Annotated in this window: 11 protein-coding genes; 6 read left to right on the top strand and 5 right to left on the bottom strand. The window is 65.1% G+C overall.

Going from position 1 to position 17,228, the window contains the following annotated elements; all coding sequences use genetic code 11:
• Positions 1-219 precede the first annotated feature (219 nt).
• Positions 220-3,414, top strand: a complete 3,195-nt coding sequence (locus QYH69_RS02910; protein WP_308830419.1) for an EAL domain-containing protein — start codon at positions 220-222, stop codon at positions 3,412-3,414.
• 60 nt (positions 3,415-3,474) lie between these two features.
• Here QYH69_RS02910 and QYH69_RS02905 read toward each other — a convergent pair whose 3' ends face one another.
• Positions 3,475-5,166 carry an acid phosphatase gene (locus QYH69_RS02905; RefSeq protein WP_308830418.1) on the bottom strand — a complete coding sequence of 564 codons (1,692 nt, stop codon included), beginning with the start codon at positions 5,164-5,166 and terminating at the stop codon, positions 3,475-3,477.
• Positions 5,167-5,396: 230 nt separating this feature from the next.
• Positions 5,397-6,557 (bottom strand): Fic family protein, encoded by a 1,161-nt coding sequence (locus QYH69_RS02900; RefSeq protein ID WP_308830417.1) that lies wholly within the window; start codon positions 6,555-6,557, stop codon positions 5,397-5,399.
• A gap of 543 nt (positions 6,558-7,100) precedes the next feature.
• Between QYH69_RS02900 and QYH69_RS02895 the strand changes: the two genes are divergently transcribed.
• The 4 genes from QYH69_RS02895 (at position 7,101) to yjfF (ending at position 11,872) form a co-directional block, all read left to right on the top strand.
• A complete protein-coding gene (locus tag QYH69_RS02895; protein WP_308830416.1) occupies positions 7,101-8,069 on the top strand; it encodes an ABC transporter substrate-binding protein in 969 nt (322 codons plus the stop codon).
• An 88-nt stretch (positions 8,070-8,157) separates the two neighbouring features.
• Positions 8,158-9,672, top strand: a complete 1,515-nt coding sequence (locus QYH69_RS02890) for a sugar ABC transporter ATP-binding protein (protein WP_308830415.1) — start codon at positions 8,158-8,160, stop codon at positions 9,670-9,672.
• Positions 9,669-10,706 (top strand): ABC transporter permease, encoded by a 1,038-nt coding sequence (locus tag QYH69_RS02885; RefSeq protein WP_308830414.1) that lies wholly within the window; start codon positions 9,669-9,671, stop codon positions 10,704-10,706. Before QYH69_RS02890 ends, QYH69_RS02885 begins: the two co-directional genes overlap by 4 nt.
• Positions 10,707-10,726: 20 nt before the next feature.
• Positions 10,727-11,872, top strand: coding sequence for a galactofuranose ABC transporter, permease protein YjfF (gene yjfF, locus QYH69_RS02880; RefSeq protein ID WP_308830623.1), 1,146 nt, complete (start codon positions 10,727-10,729; stop codon positions 11,870-11,872).
• A gap of 73 nt (positions 11,873-11,945) precedes the next feature.
• Here the strand turns inward: yjfF and QYH69_RS02875 are convergent, their stop codons facing one another.
• The 3 genes from QYH69_RS02875 to QYH69_RS02865 form a co-directional block, all read right to left on the bottom strand.
• On the bottom strand, positions 11,946-12,677 hold the full coding sequence (locus tag QYH69_RS02875) for a YceH family protein (protein ID WP_308830413.1): 732 nt from the start codon (positions 12,675-12,677) through the stop codon (positions 11,946-11,948).
• Positions 12,678-12,793: 116 nt separating this feature from the next.
• On the bottom strand, positions 12,794-13,735 hold the full coding sequence (locus QYH69_RS02870; protein ID WP_308830412.1) for a DMT family transporter: 942 nt from the start codon (positions 13,733-13,735) through the stop codon (positions 12,794-12,796).
• A gap of 121 nt (positions 13,736-13,856) precedes the next feature.
• Positions 13,857-15,254, bottom strand: a complete 1,398-nt coding sequence (locus tag QYH69_RS02865; protein WP_308830411.1) for an FAD-binding oxidoreductase — start codon at positions 15,252-15,254, stop codon at positions 13,857-13,859.
• 657 nt (positions 15,255-15,911) lie between these two features.
• On the opposite strand from QYH69_RS02865, the gene QYH69_RS02860 reads away from it, so the two are divergent.
• A complete protein-coding gene (locus tag QYH69_RS02860; protein ID WP_308830410.1) occupies positions 15,912-17,210 on the top strand; it encodes a phytanoyl-CoA dioxygenase family protein in 1,299 nt (432 codons plus the stop codon).
• The last annotated feature ends 18 nt before the right edge of the window (positions 17,211-17,228 follow it).

The raw sequence follows: 17,228 nt of genomic DNA, 5'->3' as shown, positions 1-17,228 counted from the left end.
ATTGACGCGAAAGCACCGATACGTGCCGGCAAACGTTTGTGTGTGCGCCGTTCTGGCGCACGCGCGCACCGTTACGGGGAATCGCTGAAACGCGCTTAATGTGCGCCTATCATGCGCCGATAGACACAGATAAGTACATTCACCAGGGCTGACGATTCTTCGGAATACATGAGGCTTCAGAGTGTTGTTAAGTCCATCGTCGTAAAGGTTCCGCACTTCATGAAACGCAATCTCTTCTTCCGTCTGCTGGCACGATTGCGCGTCGGCCGGAAGCTGCTGCTCATTTATTTACTGGACCTCAGTGCGGTCGTTTATATCAGCGGCATCCTGATTCACGAGAAGTACATCGCCATCGATTTCTCGGACAAGGAGATTGTCGGGAACATCTATTTGCGCACGGTGCGCGATGCGGTGGTCGAGGTCGCGCAAGCCGGCGCGGGCGCGCACGTGCCGGCGCATGTGTTGCAGCAGACCGCGCATGCGCTCGAAGACGCCGAAACGCGCTACGGCACAGCGATGCAAAGCGCACAACTGAACGAACGGGTGCGTCGTGCGCTGGTCACGCTTGCGAATGGCTCGACATTGAACGTCGCCGAGGTCAACAACGCGCTTTTCGCGTGCCGCGAGCTTGTCACGCGCATCGGCAATCAGTCGAACCTGATTCTCGACCCCGATCTCGACAGCTATTACTCGATGTCGCTGTCGATCCTGCGTTATCCCGCGTTGCTCGATGCAGTCAATCAGATCGGCAGCGGCCTGCGCGACGATATGCGTCCCGCTGCCGCGGATTTGCTGCGCACCCGGTACCTTGTGCGCGAAGGCCAGCTCGACGCGGTGCTGCAAGGCTTGCACACGGACTTCGCCGAAGCGGTGGCAGCCGACCGCGCGCTCGATCGCGCGCTCGGACCGTCGATCCAGCGCATGGACGCGTCGGTCGAAGATTACCGGCGCACGGCGCGCGCGATTGTCGATAGCGGCGGGGCGAACGCTGCGCTGTTCGCGGCGGCCGATGCCGCGCAGCAACGCGTCGTGGCGCAAGTCGGCGAAACCTGGCGCAGGACCGGCGTCGAGCTCGACCGCCTGCTGCACGAACGCGTACGCGCGCTGTATGCCCGCATGTGGCTGCATCTAGGCACCGTGCTGTTCCTGCTGTTCGCCATTCTGACGATGGTCTACACGGTCGCGCAGCAGATCTCGCGGCCGCTGCGCCAGCTCGCGCGCGTGATGGACACCGTGCGGCGCACCGGCGACCACTCGCTGCGCGCGCGCTGGCACAGCCAGGACGAAATCGGCGTGCTCGTGAACGGCTTCAACGAGATGCTCGAGCAACTCGATCGCGAGCGCGACGTGCAGAAGGAACTGGCCGCGACCGCGCGCGCATCGGCCGCGCAGTATGCGCTCGTCGAGGCAACACCGGTGCCGATGGTGGTGACCGCGGTGCCCGGGCACGAGGTGCTGCACGCGAACCGTCCCGCGCTCTACTGGCTGAACGGCTGTGCGATCGACCCATGGGCACGCGGGCTCGATTCGGGCACGCGTGCGCGCTTTTTCCAGCAGTTATCCGATCTCGAGGCGGTCGACGAATTCGAGGTTCACTGGAAGGCCACCGACGAATCGACGTGGGCGATGCTGTCGGCGCGGCGCCTGAGTTTTCAGGGGCAGGACGCGATTCTGACCGCGTTCACGCCGATCAATCAGATCAAGCTCATGGAGCAGCGGCTCGAGCTATGGGCACGCGTATTCGAGGCATCGTCGGAGGCAATCCTGATTCTCGACGAAGGCTATCGGCTCCTGACGGCCAACGCGGCGTTCTACCGCGTAACGGGTTACCGGTCCGAAGACGTGGTCGGCCGCGGGCCGCGCTTTATCGTCGACGGCTTGCCGGGCGACGACGGTTTCGCGGCGCTGGCGCGAATGGTCGACCGCGCGAGCACATGGAACGGCGAAGCGCACGTGCGGCGCCGGCATGGCGGCGATTATCCGGCCTGGCTCATGGTCAGTGCCGTGCGCGATACGAAAGGGCATGTCACGCACTACATCTGCACGCTGATCGACATCAGCGACCGCAAGAAGAGCGAAGCGCGCATCCAGTTTCTCGCCGAGCACGACTTTCTCACCGAATTGCCGAACCGCGCGCTCTTCAAGAAGCGGCTTGCGGTCGCGCTCGATACGGCGAAGCGCACCGGCCGGCGCGTGGCGGTGCTGTTTATCGATCTCGACCGCTTCAAGGACATCAACGATTCGCTCGGCCATCATATCGGCGACGGCCTGCTGCGCTCGGTCGCGGCGCGCCTCATGCGCTCGGTGCGTCAGGACGATACCGTGAGCCGCCTCGGCGGCGACGAGTTCACGGTGATCCTGAACGGTGCGGCGAGCGCGGCCGACGTCGCGCGGACCATCGAGGAGCGCATGATTCCGCTCGTCGGCGAGACGCACGACATCAACGGTATCGCGATCCAGGTATCGTGCAGCGTCGGCATCGCGATGTATCCGGAAGACGGGCTCGACATCGATACGCTGATGCAGAATGCCGACCTCGCCATGTATCAGGCGAAGGCGGCCGGGCGCAATCTCGCGAAGTTCTTCTCGGCCGACATGATCGAGCGCAGCCGGATGCGGCTCGCACTCGAAGCGTCGTTGCGCACGGCGATCGAGCGCGACGAGCTGTGGCTCGCGTATCAGCCGTGTATCGATACGAAGAGCGGCGAGGTCATCGCGGTGGAGGCGCTGCTGCGCTGGGACAGCAACGAGCTCGGCCGCCTGTCGCCCGCGCAGTTCATCCCGATCGCCGAGGAGACGCGCCTGATCGTGCCGATCGGCGCGTGGGTGATCGACGAGGCGTGCCGGCAGCTCGCGCGCTGGCGCGACGGGCCGCTCGCCGGACTCACGTTGTCGATCAATCTGTCGACGGTGCAGCTTCGCGACGACACGCTCCTCGATACGCTGAAGGCGAGCCTCACGAAGCATCACGTTACGCCGCAGCGCCTCGAACTCGAGATCACCGAATCGGTGCTGCTCGACGGCGCGCAACGCAACATCGCGACGATCGGCGCGATTCGCGCGCTCGGCGTGCGCATCTCGCTCGACGATTTCGGCACCGGCTATTCGAGTCTCAGCTATCTGAACCGCTTTCCGCTCGACCGGCTGAAGATCGACCGCACCTTCGTGCACAACAAGCTCGACAAGCCGACCGATCTCGCGATCGTCGAGGCGATCGTCGGCCTGGGCCATATGCTCGGCTTGCGAGTCGTTGCCGAGGGCGTCGAAAACGAACGCGAGGCGAACCTGTTGCGGCGGATTGGCTGCGACGAGCTGCAGGGCTTCTGGATCGCGCGGCCGCTGTCGTCGGTGCAGCTCGACGGCTGGATGCGCGAGCGGCGCGAGCAACGCAGCCCCGGCATCGTGGAGGCGTAGCGGTAGAGAGCAGGCATAGGCAAGGCATGGCCGCCTGCGCGCGAGCGGCCATGCTTGCCGTTACGCGAGATCGAGCGCGCCGGTCAGATCGCCGAGCGGCGCAAGGCCGTTCTGCGCGAACGCGCGGTCGCGCGCGGCCACGCCGGGCAGCGCTTCGAGCCCATGCACGCGGCTGATGAAGCGCAGGATCGAGTTCGTGTCGTAGACCGTGTGATCGACATAGCCTTTCTTCGCGAGCGGCGACACGACGAGCGCCGGAACCCGCGAACCCGGGCCCCAGCGGTCGCCCTTCGGCGGCGCGACCGGATCCCACCAGCCGCCGTTCTCGTCGACCGTCACGATCACCACCGTATTGCGCCATTGCGGCCCGCGCTGCAAGCGGTCGATCACGGCCGCGATATGACGGTCGCCCGATTCGACGTCCGCGTAGCCCGCATGCATGTTCAGATTGCCCTGCGGCTTGTAGAACGTGACCGGCGGCAGGCGCCCCGCATCGATATCGGCGAGCAGCCGGTTCGTCGACGGGTCGTCGCCGACGCCCGCGTCGCGCAGATGCCGCGCGCGCGCCGCCGTGCCGGGCGCATAGTTCGCGAAATAGTTGAACGGCTGGTGGTGATACTGGAAATCGGGCACGGCGCCCGTGTCCCGATGTTCGAGCGCGTATTGCCAGGCGCCCGAATACCACGCCCATTGCACGTCGCGGTCGGTCAGCCGGTCGCCGATCGTCGCGTACTTCTGCGGCGGCAGCACCTTCGGGTCCGCCGGGTTCGCGTATAGCGGATTGCCGTCGGGCGCAGGTCGGATAAAGCTCGGCTGGTACGGCGGCGCCATGGTGTTTACCGCGTAGCCGTCGGGCGTGAAGAGGCCGTCGCGCACGAACTTTGGCGGACCGTCGAGCGCGGATGCGGGCGAATTGGGCGCCGTCTTCAGGCGCGTGCCGAGCGGGTCGTCGCCTTCGAGCACCGATACATGGTTCTTCGCGATGCTGTTGTGAATGTCCGGAACCAGCGGCGCCTGCGCGGAAATCAGGAAGATGTGGTTGAGCCACGAGCCGCCGAACGCGGCCATGAAGAAGTTGTCGCACAACGTGTATTGCTGCGCGAGGCCCCAGATTTTCAGCGAAGCCGGCGAACTGCGGTAATGGCCCATGACGAGGCCGCCCGAGTCGCCCCATGCGGCGAAGCCGTTGTTGCGCCCGCCGTTGATCTGCATCTGGTTCTGGTAGAAGCGATGGACGAGGTCGCGCGTGATCACGCCGTTCGGCAGCGGCGCGCCTTGCGCGTCGACGAGGTGGAACGGCTGGTTGCGCAGATTCGCGATCTGCTTTTCGCCGATCGCATAGCGCTTGCCGTCGACTTCCTGCGCCTGCGGCACGAGACCGCCCCAGATTGCCGGCAGACGCGGCAGCGGCGTCGTGCCGTCGCGATCGAACTGCACGTATGCATCCGGCCCGACCGCATCGAGCGGCTGCTGTATGCCGGGGAAGTTGCCGTACAGATTCGCGAAGCTGCGGTTCTCCGCATAGATCACGACGATGTTCTTCACCTGGTCGCGCAGCGCGGCGTCGAGGCGCAGATCGGCGGCGCTCTTCGAGGCATTGCCCGCTTCCCCCGGCGACTGGCAACCGGCCAGCACGAGGCCCGCGCCGACCGCGGCGAGGCCGGTCAGCACACGGCGGCGCTCGGGGTCGTCGGGCAGATCGGTGCCGGCGGCATCGGTGTCAGCAAGGCGGTGCGGATCGTTGTCGTTCATTCGCGATTCTCCTTGACGCTGCGGTAGCGAAACTGGCGGTAGCGGGGCGAGGGCGCGCAGTGCGATGCGCCGCGCTCGAACCGCATACTCGCACCGTTTGAGGTCAGCGCGAAGGAGAAAAAACGAAACGGCTGCCTGAAAAAGCGCTGCCGCGACGTGTGCGGCCTGGGGCTGTCACAGCGTTGTCACCGCGTTGTCACCGCGTGATGAGCGCGTGCTCACCGCGTGGATCAAGCAGCGGGGGCATCGCGACGATCGTCCGGCGCGGAGATCAAGGCCAGCTCATACGCGGTGCTGCGCCCGCCGCCGTCGGTTTTCCGCAGGACACCGGCCGCGATCAGCTCGTTGATGTCGCGCAGCGCGGTGTCCGGCGAGCACTTTGCGATGCTTGCCCACTTGCTGCTCGTGAGTTTGCCGTCGAAGCCGTCGAGCAGCCGGTTGACGAGCTTCGACTGGCGCTCGTTGAGCGGCGTGCCGGCCATGCGCTGCCAGAAACGCGACTTCACGAGCACGGTGTCGAGCGTGGCGAGCGCGGCGTCGAGCGCGCGCTGCATATTGTCGAGGAACCATGCAAGCCACGCGGTGATGTCGAGTGTGCCTTTTTGCGTGCGCTCGAGGATTTCGTAGTAGCTGCGCCGCTCGCGCTGGATCTGTGCGGACAGGCTATAAAAGCGCCGGCCGCTTTCCGTGTGGTCCATCTGCGCGAGCACCATGTCGCCGACCGCGCGTGCGATACGGCCGTTGCCGTCGTCGAACGGATGCAGCGTGACGAACCACAGGTGTGCGATGCCGGCCTTCAGGATCGGGTGGTGATCGAAATTGCTGTCGACCCAGCGCAGAAAGCGCGCCATTTCCTTCTTGAGCCGCGGTGCCGGCGGCGCTTCGAAGTGCACGCGTTGACGGGCGCCGGAGCCGGACACGACCTGCATCGGGCCGCGCGCATCGTCGCGATAGGCGCCGACGCGAATCGGCGTGAGCCCGCTGTAGCCGGTCGGAAAGAGGGCGGCGTGCCAGCCGAGCAAACGCCTGCGCGTGAGGTCCGAGTTGCAGTGGAGCGTGGCGTCGAACGTCATTTCGACGACGCCTTCGACGTGGCGATCGACCGGCGCGAGCGCGCCGATATCGACGCCGAGCCGGCGTGCGATCGACGAGCGCACCGAATGCGCGTTCAGCGATTCGCCTTCGATCTCGCTGGTTTTCAGCACGTCCGCGGTTAGTGCGGCGAGGTTTGCTTCCTCGCGCTGCGCGAGGCCGGCGTCGTACATGCGCCCGAGCAGCAGTCCCTGCGCGCCGGTGACTGCCGCGAGCGGTGCGGCCAGCGACGCGAGGTCGTAGCGCCATCGCGGCCAGTCCGGCGCCTCCCAGATGTAAAGGTAATCTCCGCTTTCCATGCGGAGATTATGAGCCTCATTGACCGCATCGGCAAATTTATCTCCGCATGTTTTGCGGCGATTAACGATCGATTCGCCGCACGCTCGCGCGGCACACGGAGCCCGATACACGGTTCTCGCACTGAGCGGTATCGCGAGTTGTCTAAATAGTAGGACTATATCGGCTGGATATTAGCGATTCGACCCGCGCTCCGGAGACCTTCCCGGGGTTTCGGCCGTCGCCGGATACGGGATCTGGCGCGCGCTATGCAGTGAGAATGACGATGCGCACAGGCCTCTCGACGCTCGGGAAAGTACCAATCACCGCCGCACGGGCGCATGGATATAGTTTGGCTATTAACGGACCGGGTGGACCCAGATTCGCTGTCACGGGCGGGGGCGTCGCGTTGAACCGGCTTCGGTTAATACGTTTGCAGTTGGGCTGCTTGATCGATTGTGCAGTGTTGCGAAAGGTGGCGCCAGCTTTTTGCTGTCGCGTGCCCGTAAGGACGCTCGCCTGCGGTAGCCGGCGCCAGAACAGACGAAATAAATCGGAGACAGAAAATGAATCACACGAGACGCCTGACACTGGGCGCGCTGGTCGGTGCGGCGCTGCTGTTCGCGGCGGCCATCAACGGTCACGCGGAAGACAAGAAAATCACGCTCGGCTTCGCCCAGGTCGGCGCCGAAAGCGCATGGCGCACCGCCAATACCGTGTCGGTCAAGCAGGCTGCGAAGGACGCCGGCGTCAATCTCAAGTTTTCGGACGCGCAGCAGAAGCAGGAAAACCAGATCAAGGCGATTCGCTCGTATATCGCGCAGAAAGTGGACGTGATCGCGTTTTCGCCAGTTGTCGAATCGGGCTGGGAGCCGGTGCTGACCGAAGCGAAGAACGCGAAGATTCCGGTGATCCTGACCGACCGCAACATCGACGTGAAGGACAAGTCGCTGTATGTGACGATGATCGGCTCGGACTTCCTCGAGGAAGGTCGCCGCGGCGGCCGTTGGCTCGAAGAGCGCTACAAGAACGACAAAGGCCCGATCAATATCGTCGAACTGCAGGGCACGGTCGGCTCGGCGCCGGCCAACGATCGTCATGCGGGCCTCATGGAAGTAATCAGGAACGATCCGAAGTTCAAGATCATCGCGTCGCAAAGCGGCGACTTCACGCTCGCGGGCGGCAAGCAGGTGATGGAAGCGTTCGCGAAGACGTACGGCAAGCAGATCAACGTCGTCTACGCGCATAACGACGATATGGCGCTCGGCGCGATCCAGGCGATGGAAGAAGCGGGCCTGAAGCCGGGCACCGACATCAGCGTCGTCTCGTTCGATGCGACGAAGGGCGGCTTCCAGGCAATGGTCGCGGGCAAGATCAACGTCGACGTCGAATGCAGCCCTCTGCTCGGGCCGCAACTGATGCAGGCCGCGAAGGACATCGTCGCCGGCAAGCAGCTGCCCAAGCGCATCACCACCGAGGAGACGGTGTTCCCGATGAGCGTCGCCGCCCAGGTGCTGCCGACGCGCAAGTACTAGGTCCTCGTCGAGCAGCAGGTCCGGCGCCGGCGCGGCACGCGCGGCGCCGGACTTTTTTCAGGCTTTCTTCTTCGTCTTCGCTACGCTCATGAGCGACTCTCCCATTCTCGAAACTCTCGGCATCAGCAAGTCGTTTCCGGGTGTCAACGCGTTGCAGGGCGTCGATTTCCGCCTGTTCCCCGGCGAGGTCCACACGCTGATGGGTCAGAACGGCGCGGGCAAATCGACGCTCATCAATGTTCTCACGGGCGTTCATGCATACGACGCCGGCGCGATTCATCTCGCGGGTGAGCCCGTGCAGTTCGCGACGCCGCTCGAAGCCGAAGCCGCCGGCGTTCGTACGCTGTACCAGGAAGTGAACCTGTGTCCGAATCTGTCGGTCGCGGAGAATATCTTCGCGGGGCGGCATCTGAAGCGGCGCGGCGCGATCGACTGGAAGTCGATCCATGCCAGGGCCGAGGCGGCGCTCGCCGATCTGAACGTGTCGCTCGACGTCACGCGCTCGCTCGACGCCTATCCGATCGCGGTCCAGCAGATGGTCGCGATCGCGCGCGCGGTATCGGTCGATGCGCGCGTGCTCATACTCGACGAACCGACCTCGAGTCTCGACGACGGCGAAGTGGCGCGCCTGTTCGACGTGCTGCGCAAGCTCAAGCGGTCGGGTATTGCAATTCTGTTCGTCACGCACTTTCTCGAGCAGACCTACGCGATATCGGATCGCATCACGGTGATGCGCAACGGCGAGCGCGAAGGCGAGTATCTGGCGAAGGACCTGCCGGTCGACGAACTGGTCGCGAAGATGGTCGGACATGCGCGCATGTCCGAGCGTCTGAAACAGGCGGCGAGCGAGCCGCCGAAGGCCGCAAGCGAAGCGCAGCCGATCTTCGAAATGCGCGGCGTCGGCCGGCGCGGTCTGCTGAACCCGATCGATATCGACGTGCGGCCCGGACAGATTCTCGGCCTCGCGGGCCTGCTCGGCTCCGGCCGCACCGAAACGGCGAAGCTGTTGTTCGGCGCCGAGAAATCCGACGAGGGCACGGTGCTCGCGCACAACAAGCGCGTCAAGCTGCGCTCGCCGCGCGATGCGGTGCGCCACGGCATCGGCTATTGCCCGGAAGACCGCAAGAAGGAAGGCGTGGTCGCGGAGCTGTCGATACGCGAGAACATCGTTTTCGCGCTGCAGGCGCGGCGCGGCTGGTGGCGTGCCATTAGCCGCGCGAAGCAGCGCGAGATGGCCGACGAGTACATCGGCATGCTCGGCATCAAGGCGCGCGACGCCGAACAACCGATCGGTCTCTTATCGGGCGGCAACCAGCAGAAGGTGCTGCTCGCGCGCTGGCTCGCCACCGAGCCGAAGATGCTGATTCTCGACGAACCGACGCGCGGCATCGACGTCGCCGCGAAGTTCGAAATCATGGATCGTGTGCTTGCGTTGTGTGCGAAAGGGCTCGGCATGCTGTTCATCTCGTCCGAAGTCAGCGAAGTGGTGCGCGTGAGCCACCGCATCGCGGTGCTGCGCGATCGGCGCAAGGTGGCCGAAATCGCGGGCAACGCGGTATCCGAAGATCAGGTGTATCGGCTCATTGCAGGGAGTGATCAATGAAAGCGATCAAAGCCGCGTTTCAGCACACGCTCGTGTGGCCGGTGCTCACGCTCGTGTTGCTGATTGCGCTCGACGTTGCGTATCGCGCGAACTTTCTTGCGATTTCGATGTTCGAGGGCCACTTCTTCGGCGCGCCGATCGACATTCTCAATCGCGCGGCGCCGCTCGTGATCGTGTCGCTCGGCATGACGCTCGTGATCGCGACGCGCGGCATCGATATTTCCGTCGGCGCGGTGGTGGCGATCGCGGGCGCCGCCGCGGCGATGCTGCTTGCCGATAACGCGACCAATGTGACGACAGCGGTGGCCGCCGCGCTCGCTGTCGGCCTTGTCGCGGGCGCATGGAACGGCGTGCTCGTTGCGTTCGTCGGCATGCAGCCGATCATCGCGACGCTGATTCTGATGGTGGCCGGCCGCGGCGTCGCGCAGTTGCTGACGGGCGGGCAGATCATTCCGATCGGCGCGCCCGCTTATCTCGTGATCGGCGGCGGCTATCTCGCGCGCATTCCGTGCGCGGTGTGGGTCGCGGCGGCAGTGACCGCGGCGACGGTCTTGCTGATGAGCCGCACGGCGCTGGGCCTGTTCATTCGCGCGATCGGCGTGAATCCGGTGGCGACACGTCTGGTCGGCTTGCGCTCGAGCCTGATCGTGTTCGCCGTTTATGTGTTCTCGGGGCTGATGGCCGCGATTGCAGGCGTGCTGATGAGCTCGAACGTGCGCAGCGCCGACGGCAACAACGCGGGCCTGCTGCTCGAGCTCGACGCGATTCTCGCGGTGACGCTCGGCGGCACGTCGCTCGCCGGCGGCCGCTTCAGTCTCGCCGGCACCGTGATCGGCGCGCTGATCATCCAGACGCTTACGTACACGACATATTCGATCGGCGTGCCGCCCGAAGCGACGCTCGTCGTGAAGGCGATCGTCGTGCTGCTGGTCTGCGTGATCCAGTCGGAGTCGGCGCGCGCGCTGCTCGTCAGGCACGTGAAGCGACTTTTTTCGTTCGCGCAAGCGAAGCCCGTCGGCGAGGCCGCGAAATGAGCACCAGGCAGAATACGAAGATGAGCGCAAAGAACGAACAGAACCGCACCGCCGTGAAATCGACTTTCGTGACGCGCCTGCTGGATCCGCGCACGCTGCCGATCGTCGTGACGATCGCGCTGTTCGCCGCGCTGTTCGGCTTCGGCTCGGTCATGTACACGGGTTTCTTCTCGCTGCAGGTGGCGCTCGGCCTGCTCGTCGACAACTCGTTCCTGCTGATCGTCGCGCTCGGCATGACGTTCGTGATCGTGTCGGGCGGCATCGACCTGTCGGTCGGCTCGGTCGTCGCGTTGACCACCATTCTCTGCGCAGTCGCCGCGCAATGGTGGCACTGGCCGATCTGGGCGATCGTGCCGCTCGTGCTGCTGTTCGGCGCATTGTTCGGCGCCGCGATGGGCGCACTGATTCATTTCTTCAAGCTGCAGGCGTTCATCGTCACGCTCGCGGGCATGTTTCTCGCGCGCGGCGCCTGCTTTCTGATCACGACGCAGTCGATCACGATCGACGAAAAGACGTTTCATGCGGTGTCCGCGTTCAGCGTGCCGATCGGCAGCGGCTCGCTGAATTCGGGGGCGCTGATCGGCATCGCCGCGCTGCTCGTCGCGATCTATATCGCGCATTTCACGCGCTTCGGCCGCAACGTTTACGCGATCGGCGGCAATGAACGGTCGGCCTTGCTGATGGGCTTGCCCGTCGCGCGCACGAAGATCGGCGTTTACGCGCTAAGTGGCTTCTGCTCGGCGCTCGGCGGTGTCGTGTTCACGCTGTATCTGCTGTCGGGCTACGGGCTGCAGGCGCAGGGGATGGAGCTCGATGCGATCGCGGCGACGGTGATCGGCGGTACGCTGCTGACGGGCGGCGTCGGCTATGTGTTCGGCTCGGTGTTCGGCGTCGGCATTCTTGGCACGATCCAGACGCTGATTACGTTCGACGGCACGCTCAGTTCGTGGTGGACGCGCATTGTGATCGGTGCGCTGCTGTGCGCGTTCTGCCTGCTGCAACGCGTGATCGAACGCCATGCGGCGAGCCGCAAGTCGAGCGGCACGGGGCTGCATGCGGGCACGAAGAAGGTGCGCGACGACGAACGCGCGCCGCAAGCGGATGCGAAGGATCAGCCGGCGAAGGACAAGCCGGGACTCGCGGCGATGATGACGCGTCGCACGTGAGCGGCGCGAACCCGTCGCGAAAACCGGGGGTGTGAACCAGTGGCGAAAATCGTTGGCGCAAACCGTGAGCGCGTTATTGCGCCGGCCGGTCGACTTCGATGCCAAGCTCCGCGGCCATCCGTTCGACGAGCGCCTCGAGGTGCGCCACCTTGCCCGCAAGTTCGCGGTAGTCGGCCTTGAGCGCATCGAGTTCCGCGTTCATGGCGCCCGGCGACGCGCCGCCTGTTGCAGATTCGCCTGCACTGCCGCGCGCCTGAGGCTGCGCTTCGCTTGCGTGCGCTTCGCCGCACATCAGATGCATCCAGCGGCTTTCGCGCTCGCCCGGCGTGCGCGCGAGTTTCAGCACGAGCGGCGTGTCGCGCGCGGCGAGTTCGTCGAGAAACGCTTCGACGGAAGACGTGTCGGCGAACGAATGCAGGCGCGTCGTGGCGAGGCGCAATTCGGCCGCCGTCTGCGCGCCGCGCAACAGCAGCGCCGTGAGCAGCGCGGCCGCCTGGCGCGGCACACCGAGTACGCGCTCGAGATTGTGCTCGAAGCGCGGCACGCGGCTGCTGCTGCCTTCGAACACGAGGCTGAGCCGTTTCAATCCTTCTATCGCGCCGAGCACTTCGGCTTCGCTCGCATTCATGACCGGCGAACGCGACGTCTTCTGATTGCAGCCGAGCGTCAGCGCGTTGAGCGACAGCGGATAGGTGTCGGGCACCGTATGCTGCTTTTCGAAAAGCACGCCAACGACGCGTGCTTCAAGCGGAGTCAGGGCGCGCAGTGCGGCGCGCGGCGTATCGTCGGCGGAGGGGGAATTCATATGCGTGGGTCGTTCGGGTGGATCGGCATCCGCGATTGTCCGCCAAAACGCCGCTTTGCGGCACCGCGCGATACCGGGCATCTCCATGTTGCGCACTCCGCGCCCCATGTGCGGCGCTATCCTGCCTTCGGTTTGCGCACGATGACCAGCGCGATTCCGCCCAGAATCGCCACCGCGCTCGCAACGAGCCGCGCCGTCAACGCTTCGTTCAGGATCGCGACGCCGCCGAGCGCCGCGATCAGCGGCACGCTCAGTTGCACGGTGGCCGCGCTCGATGCCTTCAGTGCCTTCAACGCCGCGTACCAGATCACGTAGCCGAGCCCGGAGGTGACTGCGCCGGAGATCAGCGCATAGACGACACCCGCGTGGTCCACGGATAGGTGCGTATGCATCGGCGTGCCGACGAGACTCAGCCCGCTGAGCGCGACCGCGAACGGCACCGCGCGCAGAAAGTTGCCGGCGGTCGCCGCGACGGGATCGGCGGCGCGTTTGCCGCGCAGCGAATAGACGCCCCACGCGACGCCGGCGCCAAGCATCAGCAGCGAAGACGCGAGCGGCGGCGCAAGCTTCGGCAACGCGGGGCCGCGCAGCACGAGGCCGGGCATCACGAGCGCCACGAGGCCCGCGAGCGCGAGCGCGAAGCCTAGCCATTGGCGGATCCGCAACCGTTCGCCGCTCCATAGCGCGTAACCGATCATCGTTGCCTGCACTGCGCCGAACAGCAGCAAGGCGCCCGTGCCGGCGGCGAGCCGGACGTAGGCGAACGAAAACGCGGCGGCGTAGACGAACAGCGCGAGCGCCGCGTACCAGTCGCCGCCAGCCTGCGCAGGCGGGCGGGCACGGCCGCGCTGGATCAGCCAGAGCACTACCGCCGCGGCGACGATGCGGATCGTGGTGAAGGTCGCCGGATCGATCGCGGTCGCTTTCAGCGCGACGCGGCACAGTAGCGAGTTGCCCGCGAAAGCGAACATCGCGAGCGTGGTCAACGCGGCGAGGCGCGAGCGCGACGCCGCGGTGCGAGTTGCGGCAAGCGGTTGGGGAGGAGGCGCCGAACGCATCGCTTAAGCGTAGCAGTCACGCGTGACAGTCGCCACGCGCCCGTGTCTTCGTGACGACTCGCGGGTTGTCTCTCCAGCCGGTCCTCGCGTTGCTGCTCGAGTTGCGCCGCCTCTGTTCCATTCAGGCGGCGGCGGACGGCTTGATGTTCTGGTTCCGGCTGAACAGATTGTGCGGATCGTAGCGGTCCTTCACGGCGACGAGGCGTTCATAGTTCGGCCCATACGCCGCGCCGACCCGGTCGGTCTCTTCTTCCGTCAAAAAGTTCACGTACACGCTGCCGAGCGCAAACGGTTTGGTGTTCTCGAAGAACGCCCGCGACCATCCGATGCAGCGCGCGTCGTCGGCCGCATCGCTCCAGCGGCCGTGCACGTTCATCACGTATTTCGTGTCGCGCGCCGCATACGCGGTGGCATCCTCGGCGACGCGCGACATCGCGCCGCCGACCTGCCCGAAGAAAATCTCGCACTGCGGCGACGGCAGCGTGCCGATCGCCTCGAGCAGCGCATCGATCAGGCCGTCCTGCAGCGCGGAAAGATTGTGCGATTTCCAGTAATTGCGTTCGCCCGGTGCGAGGAGCGGATCGAACGCCTGTTGCCATGCGGTGTACGGCATCGGTCCGAGGTGCTCGCCGTATGGTGCGGTGCCGAACTGGCGCACGGCTTCGACGGCCTGCGGACCGTTTTCGACCGGCCCGGTGTAGCAGATCGCGAAGGCGAGCATCGGCTTGCCGTGCACGTCGGCCGGCAGGAACGGCAGCGGCGGCGCAAGGCGAGCGACGGCCCAGACGGTCAGCTCATCGGGCATCGAGTCGACCGCATTCCGGTAGCGGCCGAGCGCTTCCTTCGCCTGATCGAGCGGCAGCACGACGAGGCCGCCGTAGACCTGCGGTCCGAGCGGTTTCAGTTCGAATTCGAACATCGTGACCACGCCGAAATTGCCGCCGCCGCCGCGTATCGCCCAGAACAGCTCTTCATGTTCATCGGAACTGCAGTGCAGGAGCTCGCCGTCGGCGGTGACGATGTCGGCGGAGACGAGGTTATCGACCGTCATGCCGTAACGGCGGCTCAGCCAGCCGAAACCGCCGCCAAGCGTGAGCCCTGCGACGCCGGTCGTCGAATTGATACCGAGCGGCACCGCAAGACCGAATGCCTGCGCTTCGTGATCGAAGTCGCGCAACGTGCAGCCGGGCTCCACATACGCGCGGCGCGTGAACGGATCGACGCGCGCCGATTTCATCGCGCTGAGGTCGATCACGAGCCCGTCGTCGCATAGCGCGGTGCCCGCGATATTGTGGCCGCCGCCGCGTATCGCGAGCGGCAGATGCCGATCGCGCGCGAAGTTCACGGCGCCGCGCACATCGGAGACCCCGGCGCAGCGGACGATCACGGCCGGACGACGGTCGATCATCGCATTCCAGATCGTGCACGCTTCGTGGTAACCGGCGTCGTCCGGCACGAATACCTGTCCGCGCGTGGCGGCTCTCAAACCATCAACTGCGTCCTTCGACAAGTTCGGCATGACACACCTCCGCGCACGAGAGTTTTTAGTCCACCACGGCGATTCCATTTCGGAAGCCTTACCGTTTTCAAACTCAGTAAATGGGCGGTGTTATCGAACACAAACTAAGGTAAACCCGCGGCGCGCACGGCGACCGGCGCGAAACGCACGATACACGGCCCTTAGGCATGGCGAATGCCTGCTGCGAAGGTTTCGTGCGGAATGCGAACCGATGGAATGCTTCGGGAATACGGCGGGATATGGAGCAGGGGATAGGGGTGACTTTGCGCGAGGCCAATGGTCCTCGCGCGCGCGATTGCTCAGACGGTAAACGAGCCGGTGTGCCCTGAGAACGAGTGCGGGCGTTTCGCCGAGTTCAGCTGTTGGCGATCGCACGAACGCACCATTCAGGGGCGCCGGCGATCGCGGATATTGCGCGCTTCAGTGAAAGATCAGATACAGAATGACGAGTACGATAAGCGGCACACCGAGCATCCAACCGATCAGATAAGGCATTTTCGTTCTCCCTTGTGCGACTGCCGAAGCGCGATATCGCTTCATGACCGCAGCGCTTGAAGACGTATGCGCAAAACGCGTACCCAAGGTGGCTGCTGATCGACGCTCTGGCACGCGCGTACCGATGACGCTATGCTCGCAACGCACTCTGGAGGAGCGAAAATGCGAGGGGAAGACTTGCAAACCCCGGCGCTGGGGCCATCCGCGCCGCGGCTCGACGGCTATCGCGAGGACGCGTGTTCGGTCGCGGATTTCGCGGCGCAAATTGCAATGGGCCGGGAAGCGCAGCGGGCGCAATTCGCGCATTCCGCACCGCATGGCATTGCGCTGTACGAGTGCGGCACGCTGCGCGATGCACTGGAAGATGCGGCCGCGCGCGCCCGCCTGTTCGCGGAATGGGTGCATGTACTGCGCGACGGCGCGGGCGCGATCGTGCTACGGCATGCATACGACGATACCGCGCCGATCGACGCAGCGACCGCGCTGTTCGATGCGATCATTGGCGCCGAACGCGCGCAAGGCGGCGCCGGCGGCGACCACTTTGCCAAGGCAGGCGCGAACGACCGGATCTGGAATGCGCTGGAAAAACTGTGTCTGCGCTCGCCCGACGTTTTCGCTGCCTACTACGCGAACGAATTCGTCGCGGCCGCCGCCGAAGCATGGCTCGGCCCGCAGTATCAGATGACGTCCCAGATCAACGTCGTGCGGCCCGGCGGCGCCGCGCAGCAGGCGCATCGCGACTATCACCTCGGCTTTCAGACTGTCGACGAAGCGCAGCGTTTTCCCGCGCACGTCCACACGATGTCGCCGTTTCTGACGCTGCAAGGCGCGATCGCGCATGTCGATATGCCGATCGAAAGCGGGCCGACGAAACTGCTGCCGTATTCGCAACGCTATGCGCCGGGCTATCTCGCCTGGCGGCGCGCCGACTTTCGCGAATACTTCGAAGCGCATTGCGTGCAACTGCCGCTCGAGAAGGGCGACGCACTGTTTTTCAATCCAGCGCTGTTTCATGCGGCCGGCGACAACCGCACGGCGCACGTCGCGCGAATGGCGAATCTGCTGCAGATATCGTCCGCATACGGTCGCGCGATGGAATCGGTCGATCGCGTCGCGATGTGCGAGGCGATCTATCCGGTGTTGCGCGATGGCGTCGCCATTGCGCGTTTCAGTGCGTCCCAGCTCGATGCGGTCATCGCGAGTTGCGCCGAAGGCTATCCGTTCCCGACCAATCTCGACCGCGATCCGCCGCTGGGCGGCCTTGCGCCGCCAAGCCAGCAGGCGCTCGTGCGCGAGGCACTCGCTGCAGCATGGTCCGCGGAGAAGTTTTCCGCTGCATTGCATCATCACGCATGGCGCCGGGAGACCGACGCGTCCGCCCACGCTCGCGAACGCGCACAGTGCATCGGCCAGGCTCCGTTCGGTGACGCCGTTCGCCCGATGGGCAAGGTTGGACTTTGACGCATTGGGGCTCTACGA

The organism is Paraburkholderia sp. SARCC-3016, from assembly GCF_031119615.1.
Classification (GTDB): Bacteria; Pseudomonadota; Gammaproteobacteria; order Burkholderiales; family Burkholderiaceae; genus Paraburkholderia.
The sequence above is the reverse complement of the archived record's forward strand: the minus strand, read 5'-3'. Positions and strand labels throughout refer to the sequence as shown.